Raw genomic sequence first — 13,765 nt, 5'->3', positions numbered from 1 at the left:
ACGAACGGTAGGGTCCCGGCCGTGCCGAGTCGTGTCGTTCACTGCCCACCCGACCCCGCAGTGGTCGCTGGTTTCCGCCGTATCCGCGACCAGCTGGACGTACCGGCCGCGTTCAGCCCCGACGTCGTGGCCGCGGCCGACCGGTCACGCGCCGCCGGGCCCCAGATCCCCCCGGGCGCCAGCAACGCCGTCAGAAACGCCACCGACATCCCCTTCGTGGCCATCGACCCGCCGGGCTCACGAGACCTCGATCAAGCGTTCGCGGCGGAGCCGCACGGCAATGGGCACCGTGTCTTCTACGCGATTGCCGATGTGGCGGCCCTCGTTCCGCCGGGCGGCCTCGTCGACCTCGAAGCCCGCGCTCGCGGGGTGACGCTTTACAGCCCCGACCTGCGAACGTCGCTGCATCCCGAGAGCATCAACGAGGACGCCGGCAGCCTGCTCACGGGCCAGGAACGCCAAGCGCTGCTGTGGACGATCGACCTGGACGACGCTGGTGAGGTCATTGACGCTCATCTCGAGCGAGCTCGCGTCATCAACACGGCGCAGCTCACCTATGCCGATGCCCAGACGATGATCGACGGTGGCGCCGCCTCCCCATCACTCGCCCTGCTCCGGACGATCGGTGAACAGCGCATCGAACAGGAGCGACGCCGCGGGGCGGTGAGCCTTGCGCTGCCCGCCCAGGAAGTCGTTCGCGGCGATGACGGTGCATATCAGCTCGAATACGACGTGAGCCTGGTGGTCGAGGACTGGAATGCACAGATCTCACTCCTGACCGGCATCGCGGCGAGCCACATCATGCTCGACGCCGGCGTCGGCATCCTCCGCACACTTCCGGAACCGGAGCCGGAGACGATCGATCAGATCCGGCGAACCGCCCGTGCGCTGGGCGTCGAGTGGCCCGACGACGTCGGCTACGCCGAGCGCGTGCGCCGGCTCCGGCCCGACACCCCGGCGCGGGCTGCGCTGTTGAGCCAGGCCGCCAGAGGTCTGCGTGGTGCCGGCTACGTCGCGTTCGAGGGACACGACGTGCCTGCGGATCCCCTCCACTCCGCGATCGCGTCGACCTACGCCCATGTCACCGCGCCGCTGCGTCGGCTGTGCGATCGTTTCGCGAACGAGATCGTGCTCGCCCACTGCGCGATGCACGAACCGCCGACATGGGCGGTGGAGGCACTCGACGAGTTGCCCGGCCTCATGGGCGCGGCCAGTCAACGAGACCGGAACCTCGAGAGCGCCGTGGTCGACTACGTCGAGGCCGTCGTTCTCGAGCCCCGCGTGGGCGAGGAGTTTCGCGCGGTCGTCACCGATGTCGACGCGGAACGCAATCGCGGTCGACTCCAGCTGGCCGACCCTGCGGTCGTGGCTCGAATCCCTGCCACCGGACTCACGCTGGGGTCAGAGGTCACGGTGAGACTCGACCGTGCCGACCCGATCGAGCGCTCGGTGGGTTTCTCGCTGGTCAGCGCGTGACTGCGGGCTCCCGTTCCCAGGCCGCTCAGACCGCGGCAGCGGTGAACCGGTCGTGGGCACACTCACCTGCCGCCGTGACGGTGAGACGCTCGGCGCCGCCCTCGGTCATCAGCAGTGTGTGCTCGAACTGTGCGGTGCGCGTGCCATCGATCGTCACGGCGGTCCAGCCGTCGTCCCACATCGCCGCATCGGGATCGCCCAATGTGAGCATCGGCTCGATCGTGAACGTCGTGCCGACCTCGAGCGGGGTCGTCTGCCGACGGTCGTAGTAGTGCGGGATCTGGAGACTGGTGTGGAACTCTGTGCCAACTCCGTGGCCGATGAAATCGCGCACGACGCCGAGACGGTGCTTCGCCGCGTGACGCTCGATCGCCTGACCGATGTCGCGTACGGGTCCCCCCGGGGTGACTGCGTCGATGGCGAGGTTGAGGGATTCGAGGGTCACCCGGACCAGATCGATCGACTGCGAGTCGACGTCACCAACGAGGAACGTCGCCGAGGTGTCGCCGTGCACACCGTCGCGATACAGCGTGACGTCGATGTTGATGATGTCGCCGTCGGCGAGGGGTCGAGAATCGGGGATCCCGTGGCAGATCACCTCGTTGACCGAGGTGCACACCGACTTCGGGTAGCCGCGATAGTTCAGCGGGCTCGGATATCCGCCGGCGTCGATGCTGAGGTCGTGAACGACCCGATCGATCTCGTCGGTCGTGATTCCCGGCCGGACGAGTTCCCCGGCGCGGAGGAGGATCTCGGCCGCGACGGAACCCGTCCTGCGCATCGCAGCGATCTCGTCGTCGGTGCGGACAACAGGGCTGACCGAGGGGCCGGGATCACCCGACACCGCATAGGGCGGACGGGCGATCTCCGCCGGCACACGCCGCATCGGGCTCTGCAGACCGGCGGTGACCGGCGGCAGCGACGGGCCGACCTTGGTGACGGGTCCGTTGCGACGCTTTCGCTTTGCCATCAGTTCCGCCCTTCGTTCACCGGAGGAACCGGCTGACCGACTCGACGACACACGCCGGCTTCGCCTGCCCGTCGATTTCCACCGTGATGGTGACCACGACCTGGACGCCACCGTCGATCTCGGTGGCTTCGGTGATCGTCGCAGTGCCGCGAACACGGCTGTCGACGGTGACCGGTTGCGGGAAGCGGACCTTGTTCGCGCCGTAGTTCACGCCCATCGAGACACCGTTCACCTGCATGATCTCTGGCAGGAACTGGTTGGTGAGGGCCAGCGTGAGGTAGCCGTGGGCGATCGTTGCTCCGAAGGGCCCATCGGCGGCAGCGACAGGGTCGACATGGATCCACTGGTGATCGCCGGTGGCCTCGGCGAACTGGTCGATGCGAGCCTGATCGATACTGACCCACTCGCTGGCCCCGAGGTCGCGGCCGACCGCGTCGAGGAGTTCATCGGGGGCGGAGAAGACCGTCGTCATGCCGACAACGCTAGCGGTGTGCCGCTGCACCGCCCACGGCGCTACGGCTGAAGCGATGTCGGGTCGGCGCTGCGGATCTGCCGAAGCACTCGAATCAATGACGCCACGCCGAAGAACACCATGAGCAGACCGATCACGATCCAGGCGAGAAGCGGCATCTCGCCGGAGCCGGCACCCGCGATGTAGGCGTACGGAGCGATGAAGGACAGCATCGCGATCAGCGCCCACAACTGCGTGCCGCCCCAGTTCTGCGCCCGCGCCTCGTTGACCACCCGGACCTGCCCGTACGCATACGGCCACGCCGTGCCCACGTCGATCACGAGGAACGCCCACGGGTTGATCCCGTAGTCCCCCAGCGTCGGCCAAACCAGCAACGCCCTAAATACGGCATAGGCGAAGACACCAACGATCCATGCTCGGCCCAAGAATCCAACACGTTCGTTGTCCGGCATCGACTCGACACTACGGGATCTGAGCACTGCCTACGAAAAGACACTGGGCCCAGGCACCGACCGTTGATGCCTGGTTCTGGGTCGGCAGCTCCTCCTGGGCTAGGGTCACATCCTCATGGCGATGCTTCTAAGCGTTCCCGGTCTCGACGTCAGGCCTGTCACGAACGAGCGAGAGATGGACGCCGTTCGTCGTCTACACGCGGAGTGCTATGTAGACGCCGGCTACATCACCGATGCCGATCTCGACTACAGGGGGTACTTCGAGGACGGTTGGGTCCCGTTCAGCGACTACTTTGCGGCCCACGACACGACCGCAAACGATGAGATAGTCGGTACGTGCCGGATTATCCGGCCATCAGTGCGTGGATTTCCCGCGTTCCACGAGACCGAGACTAGCGACGAAGCCCTTGAGACCTTCGCCCATCTCGACCCGACACGGTGCGTCGAGGTATCAGCCCTCGCTACCCCCCGGGTCGGCGCTCAGAACATGGCGATCTCTGCAGCCCTCTACGGACTCGTGTGGCAGGAGTCCGTCCGAACAAACCGCGCATACATGCTGGCGGTAATGGATAACCGACTCTTGCGCATCATGCGCCGTTGGTTCGAGTTTCCGTTTGAACCGCTTGGCGAGACAACGGACTACCTTGGTTCGCCATCCACGCCAGTGTCTATGTACCTCCCAAGGACCATCGAGCTTCTGACGACCTCGAACCCCGAGGCACTCCGATTCTTCTCTGGCGAGATTCCGTTCGACCGACTCAATGACTTTGCGATCGACCTCCGGTCGACCGTCCCGGAACACCGGTCGAACGTGATCAGGCTTGAGGCCACAGGTTCCGACCGCTAGCTCCCTCGAACATCGCTCAGTTTTGCGTGCCGTTGGCCGACCAAACGGGGTATGGGAAAGGCCTGGACCACGACTGTGGCAGTCGGACTCGCGGGCGTCGCAGTCGCGACGCTTGCGGGCGATGCCGCTCTAGTCGTCGTCCGCGCCCTAGCAGGTGTCTATCTGCTCCTGACGTATGCGCGGCATCTCCGCCGAGATAACTCACTTCAACGCGGTCCTTGGCTACTAATCCTCGCCGGGGGCTCGCTTGCGCTGGTCTCTGCGCTAACTCGCCTGATTCACGGCCTCATCAGTGATGTCGACGGGCCATACCCCAGCCCTGCTGAGGTGCCCGGCATGATCGGCTACATCTGCATCATCCTTGCTGCTCGGAGCTTCTGGAATCACCGCTCGAAGCGACGAGATGCTGACTCAGCGCTGGACGGTTTGCTCGTGGCGGCTGCGGCATCGGTCGTCGTGTTCTCCGCCGTCCTGTCTGACTACATCCGAGACTCCTCAATCGATGGCTGGGCCCGGTCAGGCAACTTCGTCTACACCATCCTCGACTTGGCGCTGCTCGGAATGGTCGCCCGCCTCGCGGTCGGCCCGGGTGTGCGGAACACCGCCTGGCGACTGATCGCTGGCGCAACAATTCTCATACTTCTTAACGATCTCTTCTTCCTTCTCAACACCACCGGGTCTGACTGGGCACTGACCCTTTCATATGTTGCATCGCCTGCAGCCTTCGTTCTCGCTGCCGCGGCGATCCAACATCCTGAGGCCGGCGACATCGCCAAGACTCCTATGTATGCGTCGCCAAGGTTGACAACTGGGCGACTAGTGATGCTGGCCACTGCGCTACTCACTCTCCCCGCTGCCCTCCTCGCTGCGCTCGTCCGCGACACTGCTCCCGACCTGCCCGTGCTAGTTACCGGTTCTGGCGTCCTAGCCCTCCTAACTCTGGTCCGAATTTCGCTTCTGTTTCGGGCCAAGGAGCGAGTCGCCGGAATGGACGCTGCTCTCTCGGAGTCCGGGCGCGAACTCCTGGACGCATCAACCGGCAGTGAGATAGGTGCAGCGGCATCGAAGACAATCAGGCTGGTCGTTGGCGATAACGCCAGGTACGCCGCTGTGGTAGGAATCGCAGGAGCTCCCCGTCAGCTCGTCGTTCGCTTTGATCCATCTCGTGATGCGCAGATCGAGCTCTTGTCGCCAGAACATGGTGAGCCGGATCTCTGGGACAATCTCGCGATCGCTCAGGACCATCCGGACTTCGTACATCTTGAGCTCGGCGACCATGGCGAGTTCGGCCAGATGGTCGTGGAGATCTCTGGGGTCCTGGATACCGCATTCAACCTTGCGCTTCAGACGATGTGTGCACAGATCTCGCAAGCGCTGGCATCTCTCCGCTTGGCGGAAGCGCGCTTCGCGCGTCGAGCGGAGCAGCGTCTGACTGCGCTCGTTGAACAGTCTGCCGATCTCGTTCTCGTGATTGACGACGCCGGGTTGGTCCAGTTCGTCTCGCCGAACATGACACGGGTGCTCGGTGTTGCCGCTTCCAGCCTCCTCGCGTCCGACCCGGTCGATCTTGCACATCCTGACGAAGCGGCAGCGCTCCGCAACACGATCGCCGCACCGTCGAAGGCTGACGAAGTTCCTCTCGCAATCGAGTGTCGGCTCCGCACATCAGAAGGCAAGTACCGCTGGTTCGACGTGACCACCCGCGACTTCTCGGGCGACCCGGAAGTCGCCGGCGTGGTGCTGACGGCGCGCGACGTGAACGAGGAGCGAGCCGCCAAGCTCGGCCTTCAGCGCAGTGAGCAGTGGTTCCGCGGTCTCGTGCAGAACAGCTCGGACGTGATCGCAGTACTCGACGAGGCCGGTGTGTTCACGTACATCAGCCCATCGGCGACCGCCCTGCTCGACGCCCGCCCCGAGCAACTGCGTGGCCGCAACTTCCTCGAGCTCCTGCCACCGGATCAGACGTCGGCCGTCGACGACGTTCGTGCGGTGTTGATGGCTACGACTCCCGGCAGTCGCACGATCGAAGTGGTCCTCGAGCGCGCCGACGGCGGACAACGCACCGCCGAAGTGACCGTCACCGATCTCCGAAGCGACCCGTCCGTGCAGGGCCTCGTCCTCAACATGCGCGACATCACGGATCGAAAGCGCCTCGAGAACGACCTTCGTCACCAGGTGCTCCACGATGACCTCACAGGTCTCGGCAGTCGCGTGCAATTCACCGACCAGCTTCAACTGGCCCTCGGACCGGAGCGGCGACCCGGCAGCAAGGTCGCTGCGCTCTTCATCGACATCGACGACTTCAAGAACATCAACGATTCGCTCGGTCACGCGGCCGGCGACCAGGTGCTCGTGGAGACCTCCAGCCGACTTCTCGGCCGGCTGCGCCTCCACGATCGAGCCGCCCGCTTTGGCGGCGACGAGTTCGCCGTCCTGCTGACCGATGTCTACAGCGACGCCGACGTCACGCTCGTGGCCGACCGTATCGTCGAGGAACTCTCCCGCCCGGTCGAGCTGATGGGCCAGGAGGTCCGGCTCGGCGTGAGTGTCGGCATCGCCATCGACCATGACCGATCGCAGAGCCCCGAGGATCTTCTGCGAGCTGCCGACGTCGCCATGTACGAGGCCAAGGCAAAGGGCAAGGGCCGATGGGCGATGTTCGAAGCGGCGATGGCCGACCAGACCGTCGCCCGCTTCGAGATCTCCAACTCGCTCGGCCAAGCGATCGACAACGACGAACTCATGGTCTACTACCAGCCCATTCTCGATCTGGGTTCTGGGCGTACGGCCGGAGTCGAAGCGCTGGTGCGTTGGAACCACCCCGTTCGCGGCATGGTCAACCCGGGCGATTTCATCCCGCTCGCCGAGCGCAACGGACTCATCGTGCCGCTCGGCCGGTCTGTCCTCCAGAAGTCGGCGGCTCAGGTCGCTCATTGGCGGTCGATCGGCCATGACATCTACGCGAGTGTCAACATCTCGCCGGTCCAGCTCCAGCGAGACGGCATTGTCGCGGAAGTGCTCGAGATCGTGGATGAGGCCGGCTTGGAGCGAAGCGCGGTGGTGCTGGAGCTCACGGAGTCCGCGCTGATCAACGACTTCGAACTCGTCGTCAAGCGGATCGACGCCCTGCGCTCGGCGGGTCTGCGCGTGGCGATCGACGACTTCGGCACCGGATACGCCACGCTGAAGTACGCGAACGAGTTCTCTGCCGACATCTTGAAGATCGACCAGTCGTTCGTTGCTCGCCTCGAGAACCAGGACGATTCGGCGATCGTCTCCACGGTGCTCTCGATCGCCCAGGGAATGGGCGCCGAGACCGTCGCCGAGGGCATCGAAGTGCCCGACCAACATCGACGACTGCTCGCCCTCGGTTGCCGTCTCGGCCAGGGTTACTACTTCGCACGACCGGCTCCCGCCGATGTCATCGGCGAGCTGCTGGCCCGAGAACTCGAGGGCGAAGCACTCGTGGGGCACTCTCACTAGCCGCGAACCCACACGATCCGCCGCTGGTCTGAGAGGCTGCGGAGATGGCAGGAATCGCAATAGAACGGGCCGGCGCAGTCGGCACGATGCTCATCGACAATCCCTCTCGTCGCAACGCCATGACTGCTGACATGTACGCGGCAGTTCGGCCGGCGATCAAGGAACTCTTCGCCGATGCCGGGGTCAGGATCGTCGTGCTACGCGGTGCCGGCATCGAGGCGTTCGGTGCCGGCTCCGACATCTCGGAGTTCCCCAGCCGCCGAATGGGGGACGACGCCCAGAGCTTCGACGACGTCGAGCACGATGCCTGGGATGCCCTCGCGGCGATTCCGGTTCCCGTGCTGGCAGCGATCCATGGACCCTGCATGGGCGGCGGGATTGCGATGGCGCTGCACACCGATGTGAGGATCGCGGCCGACGACGCGACCTTCGCGGTACCACCGGCTCGGCTCGGGCTCGCCTATCCCCATGATGCCGTCGCCCGGCTCACGGAGCTCATCGGCCCGGCCCAGACGAAGCTACTGCTCTACAGCGCTCGAGTGATCGGCGCCGACGAAGCGCTGGCGATCGGCCTGATCCAGGAGGTGCTGCCGAAGGATCAGCTCGACGACCACGTCGCGAATCTCGCCACGAAGATCTCCCGCCTCGCGCCATTGACCCACAGGTCCACCAAGCTGTCGGTGGATTCGCTCCGCAACACCGTCCTCGCCGACGCGGCCGCCAGCTCCCGTCAGGCCTGCTACAGCAGCAACGACTACCGCGAGGGTGTGCAAGCCTTCCTCGACAAGCGTCACCCCCAGTTCGACGGCACCTGACCGGAGCGCATATGCCAACCGACCTTCACACCACAACCACCGGGACGGGCCCGACCGTGCTCTTCGTCCACGGGCTCGACAGCACAGGCGACGTATGGTCGCCGACGATCGCGCTGCTCGACGATCACACGTGCGTGGCTGTCGATCTCCCCGGCCACGGCGACACCCCGGGCAGCACCGATCCGGCTGACTACACCCGCGAGGCAGTACTCCGAGACCTCGATGAGATCATCGCCGGCCTCGACGGTCCGGTCGTACTCGTCGGGCACTCGCTCGGCGGCTATCTCGGCATGGCGCACGCTCTCACCCGCCCCGGAAAGCTCGCCGCGTTGGTTCTGGTCGCGACCGGCCCGGGCTTTCGCGACCCCGACGCGCGGGAGGCTTGGAATACGAGAGTTCGCGAGAGCGCGCCCGACTACGCGATCCCCGAGATCGCCGCGTCGATCGCTTTTCACACCGATTCGATGATGATCGACCGTCTGACGGAACTCACCCTGCCGATTGCGTTGGTCATCGGCGACGGCGACCGCGCCTACCTCGGGGCGAACGACTACATGGAGAAGAAGCTCCCTCACGCCGTTCGCACCACGGTCGACAATGCGCGCCACTACCTCATGCGCTCGCATCCCGAGGCTGTCGTCGCCGCGGTTCGATCGCTGACCGGCCTCGACCGGAGTTGACCAGCAACCCATGAATCGTCGCGCACCGCTGCCGATCGACGGTGCGCTCCCGCGCCTGATCGCGCTCCTCGACGACGAGCGGTTCCTCGTGCTCGAATCCCCTCCCGGCACCGGCAAAACCACTCGCGTTCCCCCGGCGCTGCTCGACGCAGCCTGGCTCGGTGACGGCAAGGTCCTGATGCTCGAGCCACGCCGTGTCGCGGCCCGAGCCGCTGCGGAACGCATCGCTGCGGAACTCGGCACCACGGTCGGGGACGTCGTCGGCCTCCGTAGCCGCTTCGACACCCGGGTCAGCTCAGCCACCCGGATCGAAGTGGTCACCGAGGGCGTCCTGACCCGCATGCTGATCGATGACCCCGGGCTGAGCGGCATCGGTGCCGTCGTGTTCGACGAGTTCCACGAACGGAGCATCCACGCAGACACGGGCCTTGCGTTCGTGCGTGAGACGGCCGCCGCGCTTCGCGACGACCTCCGAGTGGTGCTCATGTCGGCCACCCTCGACTCGGCCGGTCTTGCCGGTCGGCTCTCCACCGACGCGATCATCTCAGTCGACGCACCGTTGCACCCCGTCGAAACCCGCTACCGGGTGCCCGCACCCGGACGCCGCGCCGAGGACGACCTCGCCGATGCAGTCCTCGAGGTGCTCTCGGAGCGTGCCGGTGACGTGCTCGTGTTTCTCGCCGGGGCAGCCGACATCGACCGGGCCGGCCGGGCGCTTCGGCCCCGATTGCCCGACACCTGCGTACTCACCCCCCTTCACGGCTCACTGCCGCCCGGGGAGCAGGACCGCGCCCTGCGCAGCGATCGCTCCGGTCGTCGGAAGATCGTGCTGGCCACACCAATCGCCGAAACCAGCGTGACGATCGATGGCGTATCGATCGTTGTCGACACCGGCCGGCGGCGCCGACCCGAACACGACCTCGGCCGCGGAATGAGTCGACTGCGCACGGTCACCGCAAGCCAGGCAGCCACCGACCAGCGTCGCGGCCGCGCCGGCCGTCAGGGACCCGGTCTCTGCGTGCGACTCTGGCCGGAGGTCGATCAGGTGCGGCGGCGCAAGGACGAGCCGCCAGAGATACTCACCAGCGACCTGACCCCGCTCGCCCTCCAGATCGGGGCGTGGGGAGCGGTCGACGAACATGAGATTCCGTGGATCGACCCGCCCCCCGCGCCGGCTCTGGCTGCGGGCCGCGGCGTGCTCAGCTCGCTCGGTGCACTCGACGACAACGGCCGACTCACCGACCATGGCCGGGCCATCGCCGAGATCGGGGCCGAACCACGTCTTGCCCACATGATCCTGCGGGCCGCAGCGCTCGACGCGACCGGAACGGCGTGCGACCTCGCCGCCGTACTGAGCGACCGCGATCTCCTTTCCGGACGAGATCGACCGGTGGATCTCCGGTTGCGGATCGAAGCGCTCGCCGCCGGTGGCCCGGGTGTCGACCCGGGACGCCGCAGCCGGGCCCGCGACATCGCCCGCCGATGGCGGAACCAGTTCGGCGCCGGCGACGATCCGGCCGATCTCGACATGGTCGGCCCGCTGGTATCGCTCGCCTTTCCCGAGCGCATCGCCCAGAGGCGAGATGAAGTGGGGAGCTTCCTCCTCGCGTCGGGGACGGGGGCCGGCGTCCCACCCGGCGACGGATTGGCCCGGGAACCGCTGCTCGCCGTCGCCGAGACCGCCGGTCTGGGGGCGGACGCGCAGATCCTCACCGCCGCCCCGATCGACCGCGACGATCTCGACGCGCTGCACGGCCACCGACTCGAATCACGAGTTCGGGGCGAGTGGGACCGCCGAGCACGCGATGCCGTATTCGAACACCAGGAGCGACTGGGTGCCCTGATCCTGCGTCGCGACCCTGACGCGGACCCCGACAAGGACGCACTGCGGGAGGCACTCCTCACCGGGGTCCGACGAGAAGGCCTCGAACTGTTGGCGTGGAACGAAGCCGAGGCGAAGTGGCGCCAACGCCTCTCTTTCCTCCACCGTCACGATCCCGACGAGTGGCCGGCGGTCGACGATGCAACGCTGCTCGACGGGCTCGAGGACTGGCTCGGCCCTTCGCTGGGCAACGCCAGACGTCGCGACGACCTGGCGATGATCGATCTACGCGGCGCACTGAATCACCGGCTCGACTGGCGCAAGACCAGAGATGTCGAGCGGCTCGCACCGACGCACTTCGAAGTCCCCTCGGGCTCACGAATCCCCATCGACTACGGCCCGGAGTCAGGTCCTGTTCTCGCGGTGCGGCTTCAGGAGTTGTTCGGCCTGTCGACGACCCCATCGGTGATGGACGGTCAGGTGCCCGTCGTCGTGCACCTTCTCTCGCCTGCTCACCGGCCGGTGCAGGTCACCACGGACCTCGCCTCGTTCTGGGCCGAGGGTTACCGCGAGGTACGCCGTGAACTCCGCGGGCGCTATCCCAAGCACGAGTGGCCGGAGGATCCTACGACCGCACGACCGACGAGTCGGGCAAAGCGCCGGAAGTGATCAGCCCACCAAACGACCGGTGACGAGGACCACGACGGAGGCACCGGGGATCGCCGGCGCAGCCAGGGCAGCCGCCGCCAGCGACGCGGCACCGTCCGTTGACACCCTGATCCCCTCGTAGCGAAGAAGCGCGGCGCCGGCCTGCTCGAGGTGGCGATCACTTACCAGAGTCGTGTCGTCGAGCGCATCGGAGAGCGAGACCACGAACGGCGCGGCCGGCGCGGAGACCGACATCTCCGACGCAGCGCCAGGGACGACCGGCGACGGCATGAGGCGACCCTCTCGCACACTGTGAACCGTGCCCGGAGCTCGCTCCGCGCCGACGCCGACAACACGGGTCCGAGGCATCCGTTGGTGGCACCAGGCACCGACCCCATGGGCAAGGCTTCCCCGACCGATCGGGACGAAGACCGCGTCCAACGAGCCCGGCAACTGTTCGAGTTCTGCGCCGAGCGTGGCCGCTCCTTCCACGAGCTCGATGTGGCCACCATCGTCGACGAACAAGCCATCGACCACCGCCGAGTAGCGCTGGGCCTCGGCACGGGCCTCGTCGGCGTCGCGTCCATCCAACCGCACGATGGTGCCCGCGTGGCGAAGTGTCTCGACCTTGCCCGGGTCAGCATCGATCGGTCCGAACAGCTCCACGTCGATGTTGCGCGAACGGCCCGCGAAGGCCATGGCGGTGCCGAAATCGTCTGCGCTGGCACAGACCACGCGATGGACGTGCGGGTGGTTCTCGAACCACCACTCGGCTCCCCGGCTCGCCACCGTGCCGGTGGGGCTCGCTGTCTCGACCTTGAGCACGACCTCGACCCCGAGCAGCCGGCTCAGCGCTTCGCTCCGATACTGCGGCGTCTGCACGAAACACCCGGGAATCGCGGCGGCTGCTTGGCTCACCCGGTCGAGATCGAGATCGACCTCAGCCACCGATGGCTCCGTTGCGTCGGAGCTGCTCGATCTCGGCTGCGTCGAAACCCGATGCTGCGAGCACGTCGTCGGTGTCGGCCCCGGTCCATTCCGGCGACGGTCGGATCTCCCCCGGTGTGCGCGAGAGAATCGGCACCGGCCTCACCTCGGTCCCCTGCTCGCCGACGAATGTGCCCCGATCGCGGTGGTGTCGGTACACACGGGCCTCGTCGTAGGTGAGCACCGGCGCCGCGCAACAGTCGGTGCCTTCGAGAAGCGCGCACCATTCGTCGCGAGACTTCTCGAGGAAGCGGGCGGCAAGAGTCGCCTTCACCTCCGGCCAGCCGTCGCGGTCGTACTGCGCAGGGAGCGTGGCCTGATCGACACCGATCGTCTCGAGCATGAGCGCATAGAAGTGTGGCTCGATCGGAGCGATCGACATGTAGCCCCCGTCGGCACACTCGTAGACGGCGTAGAACGGCGATCCGCCGTCGAACAGGTTGGTGCCGAGATCGGTGGTGTGCATGCCACTCGCCTGCATGCCGTAGAAGACACTCGCGAGGGACGCCACACCGTCGGTCATTGCAGCATCGACCACCTGGCCCTTGCCGGACTGGCGGGTCTCCCACAGCGCGCAGACGACACCGAACGCCATCGTCAGCCCACCGCCGGCGAAGTCACCGAGGAGTTGGAGCAGCGGCACCGGTGGACCGCCCTCGGGGCCGATGGACCGGATGACGCCGGTGATCGCCTCGTAGTTGAGCGAGTGGCCCGCCGAGTGGGCCAATGCACCGGACTGTCCCCAGCCGGTGAGGCGTCCGTAGACCATGGCGGGGTTTCGTGCCATGACATGATCGGGCCCGACGCCGAGTCGCTCAGCGACCCCCGGCCGAAAGGCCTCGAGAAAGATGTCGGCACCTGCCGCGAGCCTCAGCACGGTCTCCACGCCATCGGGATGCTTCAGGTCGACGGCGACCGACCGTCGTCCTCGGTCCCAGGACGAATACCCGCCAGGTTCCTTGACGTCGGGAACCTCGGACAACCGATCGACCCGGATCACCTCGGCGCCCATGTCGGCGAGCTTCAAGGTGCCGAACGGCAGCGCGCCGAGACCCGCCAGCTCGATCACCCGTACTCCAGCCAGTGGCCCGACCATGCCTCACCTCCACGACT

The 13,765-nt window shown here is 66.5% G+C and carries 11 protein-coding genes; 6 read left to right on the top strand and 5 right to left on the bottom strand.

The annotated features are described in order from the left end of the window. The first annotated feature begins 21 nt into the window (after nt 1–21). A complete protein-coding gene (locus tag RIB98_03305; GenBank protein MEQ8839983.1) occupies nt 22–1,476 on the top strand; it encodes an RNB domain-containing ribonuclease in 1,455 nt (484 codons plus the stop codon). Nucleotides 1,477–1,501: 25 nt separating this feature from the next. Here RIB98_03305 and map read toward each other — a convergent pair whose 3' ends face one another. From map to RIB98_03290, 3 genes are read right to left on the bottom strand one after another with little or no spacing between them, the layout of a single operon-like run. Then, nucleotides 1,502–2,446, bottom strand: coding sequence for a type I methionyl aminopeptidase (gene map, locus RIB98_03300; protein ID MEQ8839982.1), 945 nt, complete (start codon nt 2,444–2,446; stop codon nt 1,502–1,504). A 16-nt stretch (nt 2,447–2,462) separates the two neighbouring features. Then, complete coding sequence (locus tag RIB98_03295; protein ID MEQ8839981.1) at nt 2,463–2,918, bottom strand: MaoC family dehydratase; 456 nt, start codon at nt 2,916–2,918, stop codon at nt 2,463–2,465. Between the two features lie 41 nt (nt 2,919–2,959). Then, entirely contained in the window at nt 2,960–3,370 is a 411-nt protein-coding gene (locus RIB98_03290) for a hypothetical protein (protein ID MEQ8839980.1), read from the bottom strand. 115 nt (nt 3,371–3,485) lie between these two features. Here RIB98_03290 and RIB98_03285 point away from each other — a divergent pair, with 115 nt between their 5' ends. From RIB98_03285 to hrpB, 5 genes are read left to right on the top strand one after another with little or no spacing between them, the layout of a single operon-like run. Further along, nucleotides 3,486–4,217 carry a hypothetical protein gene (locus tag RIB98_03285; GenBank protein ID MEQ8839979.1) on the top strand — a complete coding sequence of 244 codons (732 nt, stop codon included), beginning with the start codon at nt 3,486–3,488 and terminating at the stop codon, nt 4,215–4,217. 51 nt (nt 4,218–4,268) lie between these two features. Beyond that, entirely contained in the window at nt 4,269–7,700 is a 3,432-nt protein-coding gene (locus RIB98_03280; protein MEQ8839978.1) for an EAL domain-containing protein, read from the top strand. Nucleotides 7,701–7,744: 44 nt separating this feature from the next. Continuing rightward, entirely contained in the window at nt 7,745–8,515 is a 771-nt protein-coding gene (locus RIB98_03275; protein MEQ8839977.1) for an enoyl-CoA hydratase-related protein, read from the top strand. An 11-nt stretch (nt 8,516–8,526) separates the two neighbouring features. Further along, nucleotides 8,527–9,195 carry an alpha/beta fold hydrolase gene (locus tag RIB98_03270; GenBank protein ID MEQ8839976.1) on the top strand — a complete coding sequence of 223 codons (669 nt, stop codon included), beginning with the start codon at nt 8,527–8,529 and terminating at the stop codon, nt 9,193–9,195. A 10-nt stretch (nt 9,196–9,205) separates the two neighbouring features. After that, complete coding sequence (gene hrpB, locus RIB98_03265; protein ID MEQ8839975.1) at nt 9,206–11,686, top strand: ATP-dependent helicase HrpB; 2,481 nt, start codon at nt 9,206–9,208, stop codon at nt 11,684–11,686. On the opposite strand, the gene RIB98_03260 is transcribed toward hrpB, so the two are convergent. Beyond that, complete coding sequence (locus RIB98_03260) at nt 11,687–12,613, bottom strand: PLP-dependent lyase/thiolase (protein MEQ8839974.1); 927 nt, start codon at nt 12,611–12,613, stop codon at nt 11,687–11,689. Continuing rightward, the gene (locus RIB98_03255; protein MEQ8839973.1) at nt 12,606–13,748 is read right to left on the bottom strand and encodes a CaiB/BaiF CoA-transferase family protein; all 1,143 of its coding nucleotides are present in this window, start codon (nt 13,746–13,748) and stop codon (nt 12,606–12,608) included. The genes RIB98_03260 and RIB98_03255 overlap by 8 nt, the downstream gene beginning before the upstream one ends. Nucleotides 13,749–13,765 lie beyond the last annotated feature (17 nt).

The sequence above is a fragment of the Acidimicrobiales bacterium genome (assembly GCA_040219515.1).
Taxonomy (GTDB): Bacteria; Actinomycetota; Acidimicrobiia; order Acidimicrobiales; family Aldehydirespiratoraceae; genus JAJRXC01.
Note: the sequence above shows the minus strand (reverse complement) of the source record. Positions and strands in the feature narration are given on the sequence as shown.

Excerpts from the sequence above, each read along its gene's own strand:
- RIB98_03270 (MEQ8839976.1), top strand. The coding sequence starts at position 8,527 with ATGCCAACCGACCTTCACACCACAACCACCGGGACGGGCCCGACCGTG.
- RIB98_03285 (MEQ8839979.1), top strand. The coding sequence starts at position 3,486 with ATGGCGATGCTTCTAAGCGTTCCCGGTCTCGACGTCAGGCCTGTCACG.
- map (MEQ8839982.1), bottom strand. The coding sequence starts at position 2,446 with ATGGCAAAGCGAAAGCGTCGCAACGGACCCGTCACCAAGGTCGGCCCG.
- RIB98_03290 (MEQ8839980.1), bottom strand. The coding sequence starts at position 3,370 with ATGCCGGACAACGAACGTGTTGGATTCTTGGGCCGAGCATGGATCGTT.
- RIB98_03280 (MEQ8839978.1), top strand. The coding sequence starts at position 4,269 with ATGGGAAAGGCCTGGACCACGACTGTGGCAGTCGGACTCGCGGGCGTC.
- RIB98_03295 (MEQ8839981.1), bottom strand. The coding sequence starts at position 2,918 with ATGACGACGGTCTTCTCCGCCCCCGATGAACTCCTCGACGCGGTCGGC.
- RIB98_03255 (MEQ8839973.1), bottom strand. The coding sequence starts at position 13,748 with ATGGTCGGGCCACTGGCTGGAGTACGGGTGATCGAGCTGGCGGGTCTC.
- hrpB (MEQ8839975.1), top strand. The coding sequence starts at position 9,206 with ATGAATCGTCGCGCACCGCTGCCGATCGACGGTGCGCTCCCGCGCCTG.
- RIB98_03275 (MEQ8839977.1), top strand. The coding sequence starts at position 7,745 with ATGGCAGGAATCGCAATAGAACGGGCCGGCGCAGTCGGCACGATGCTC.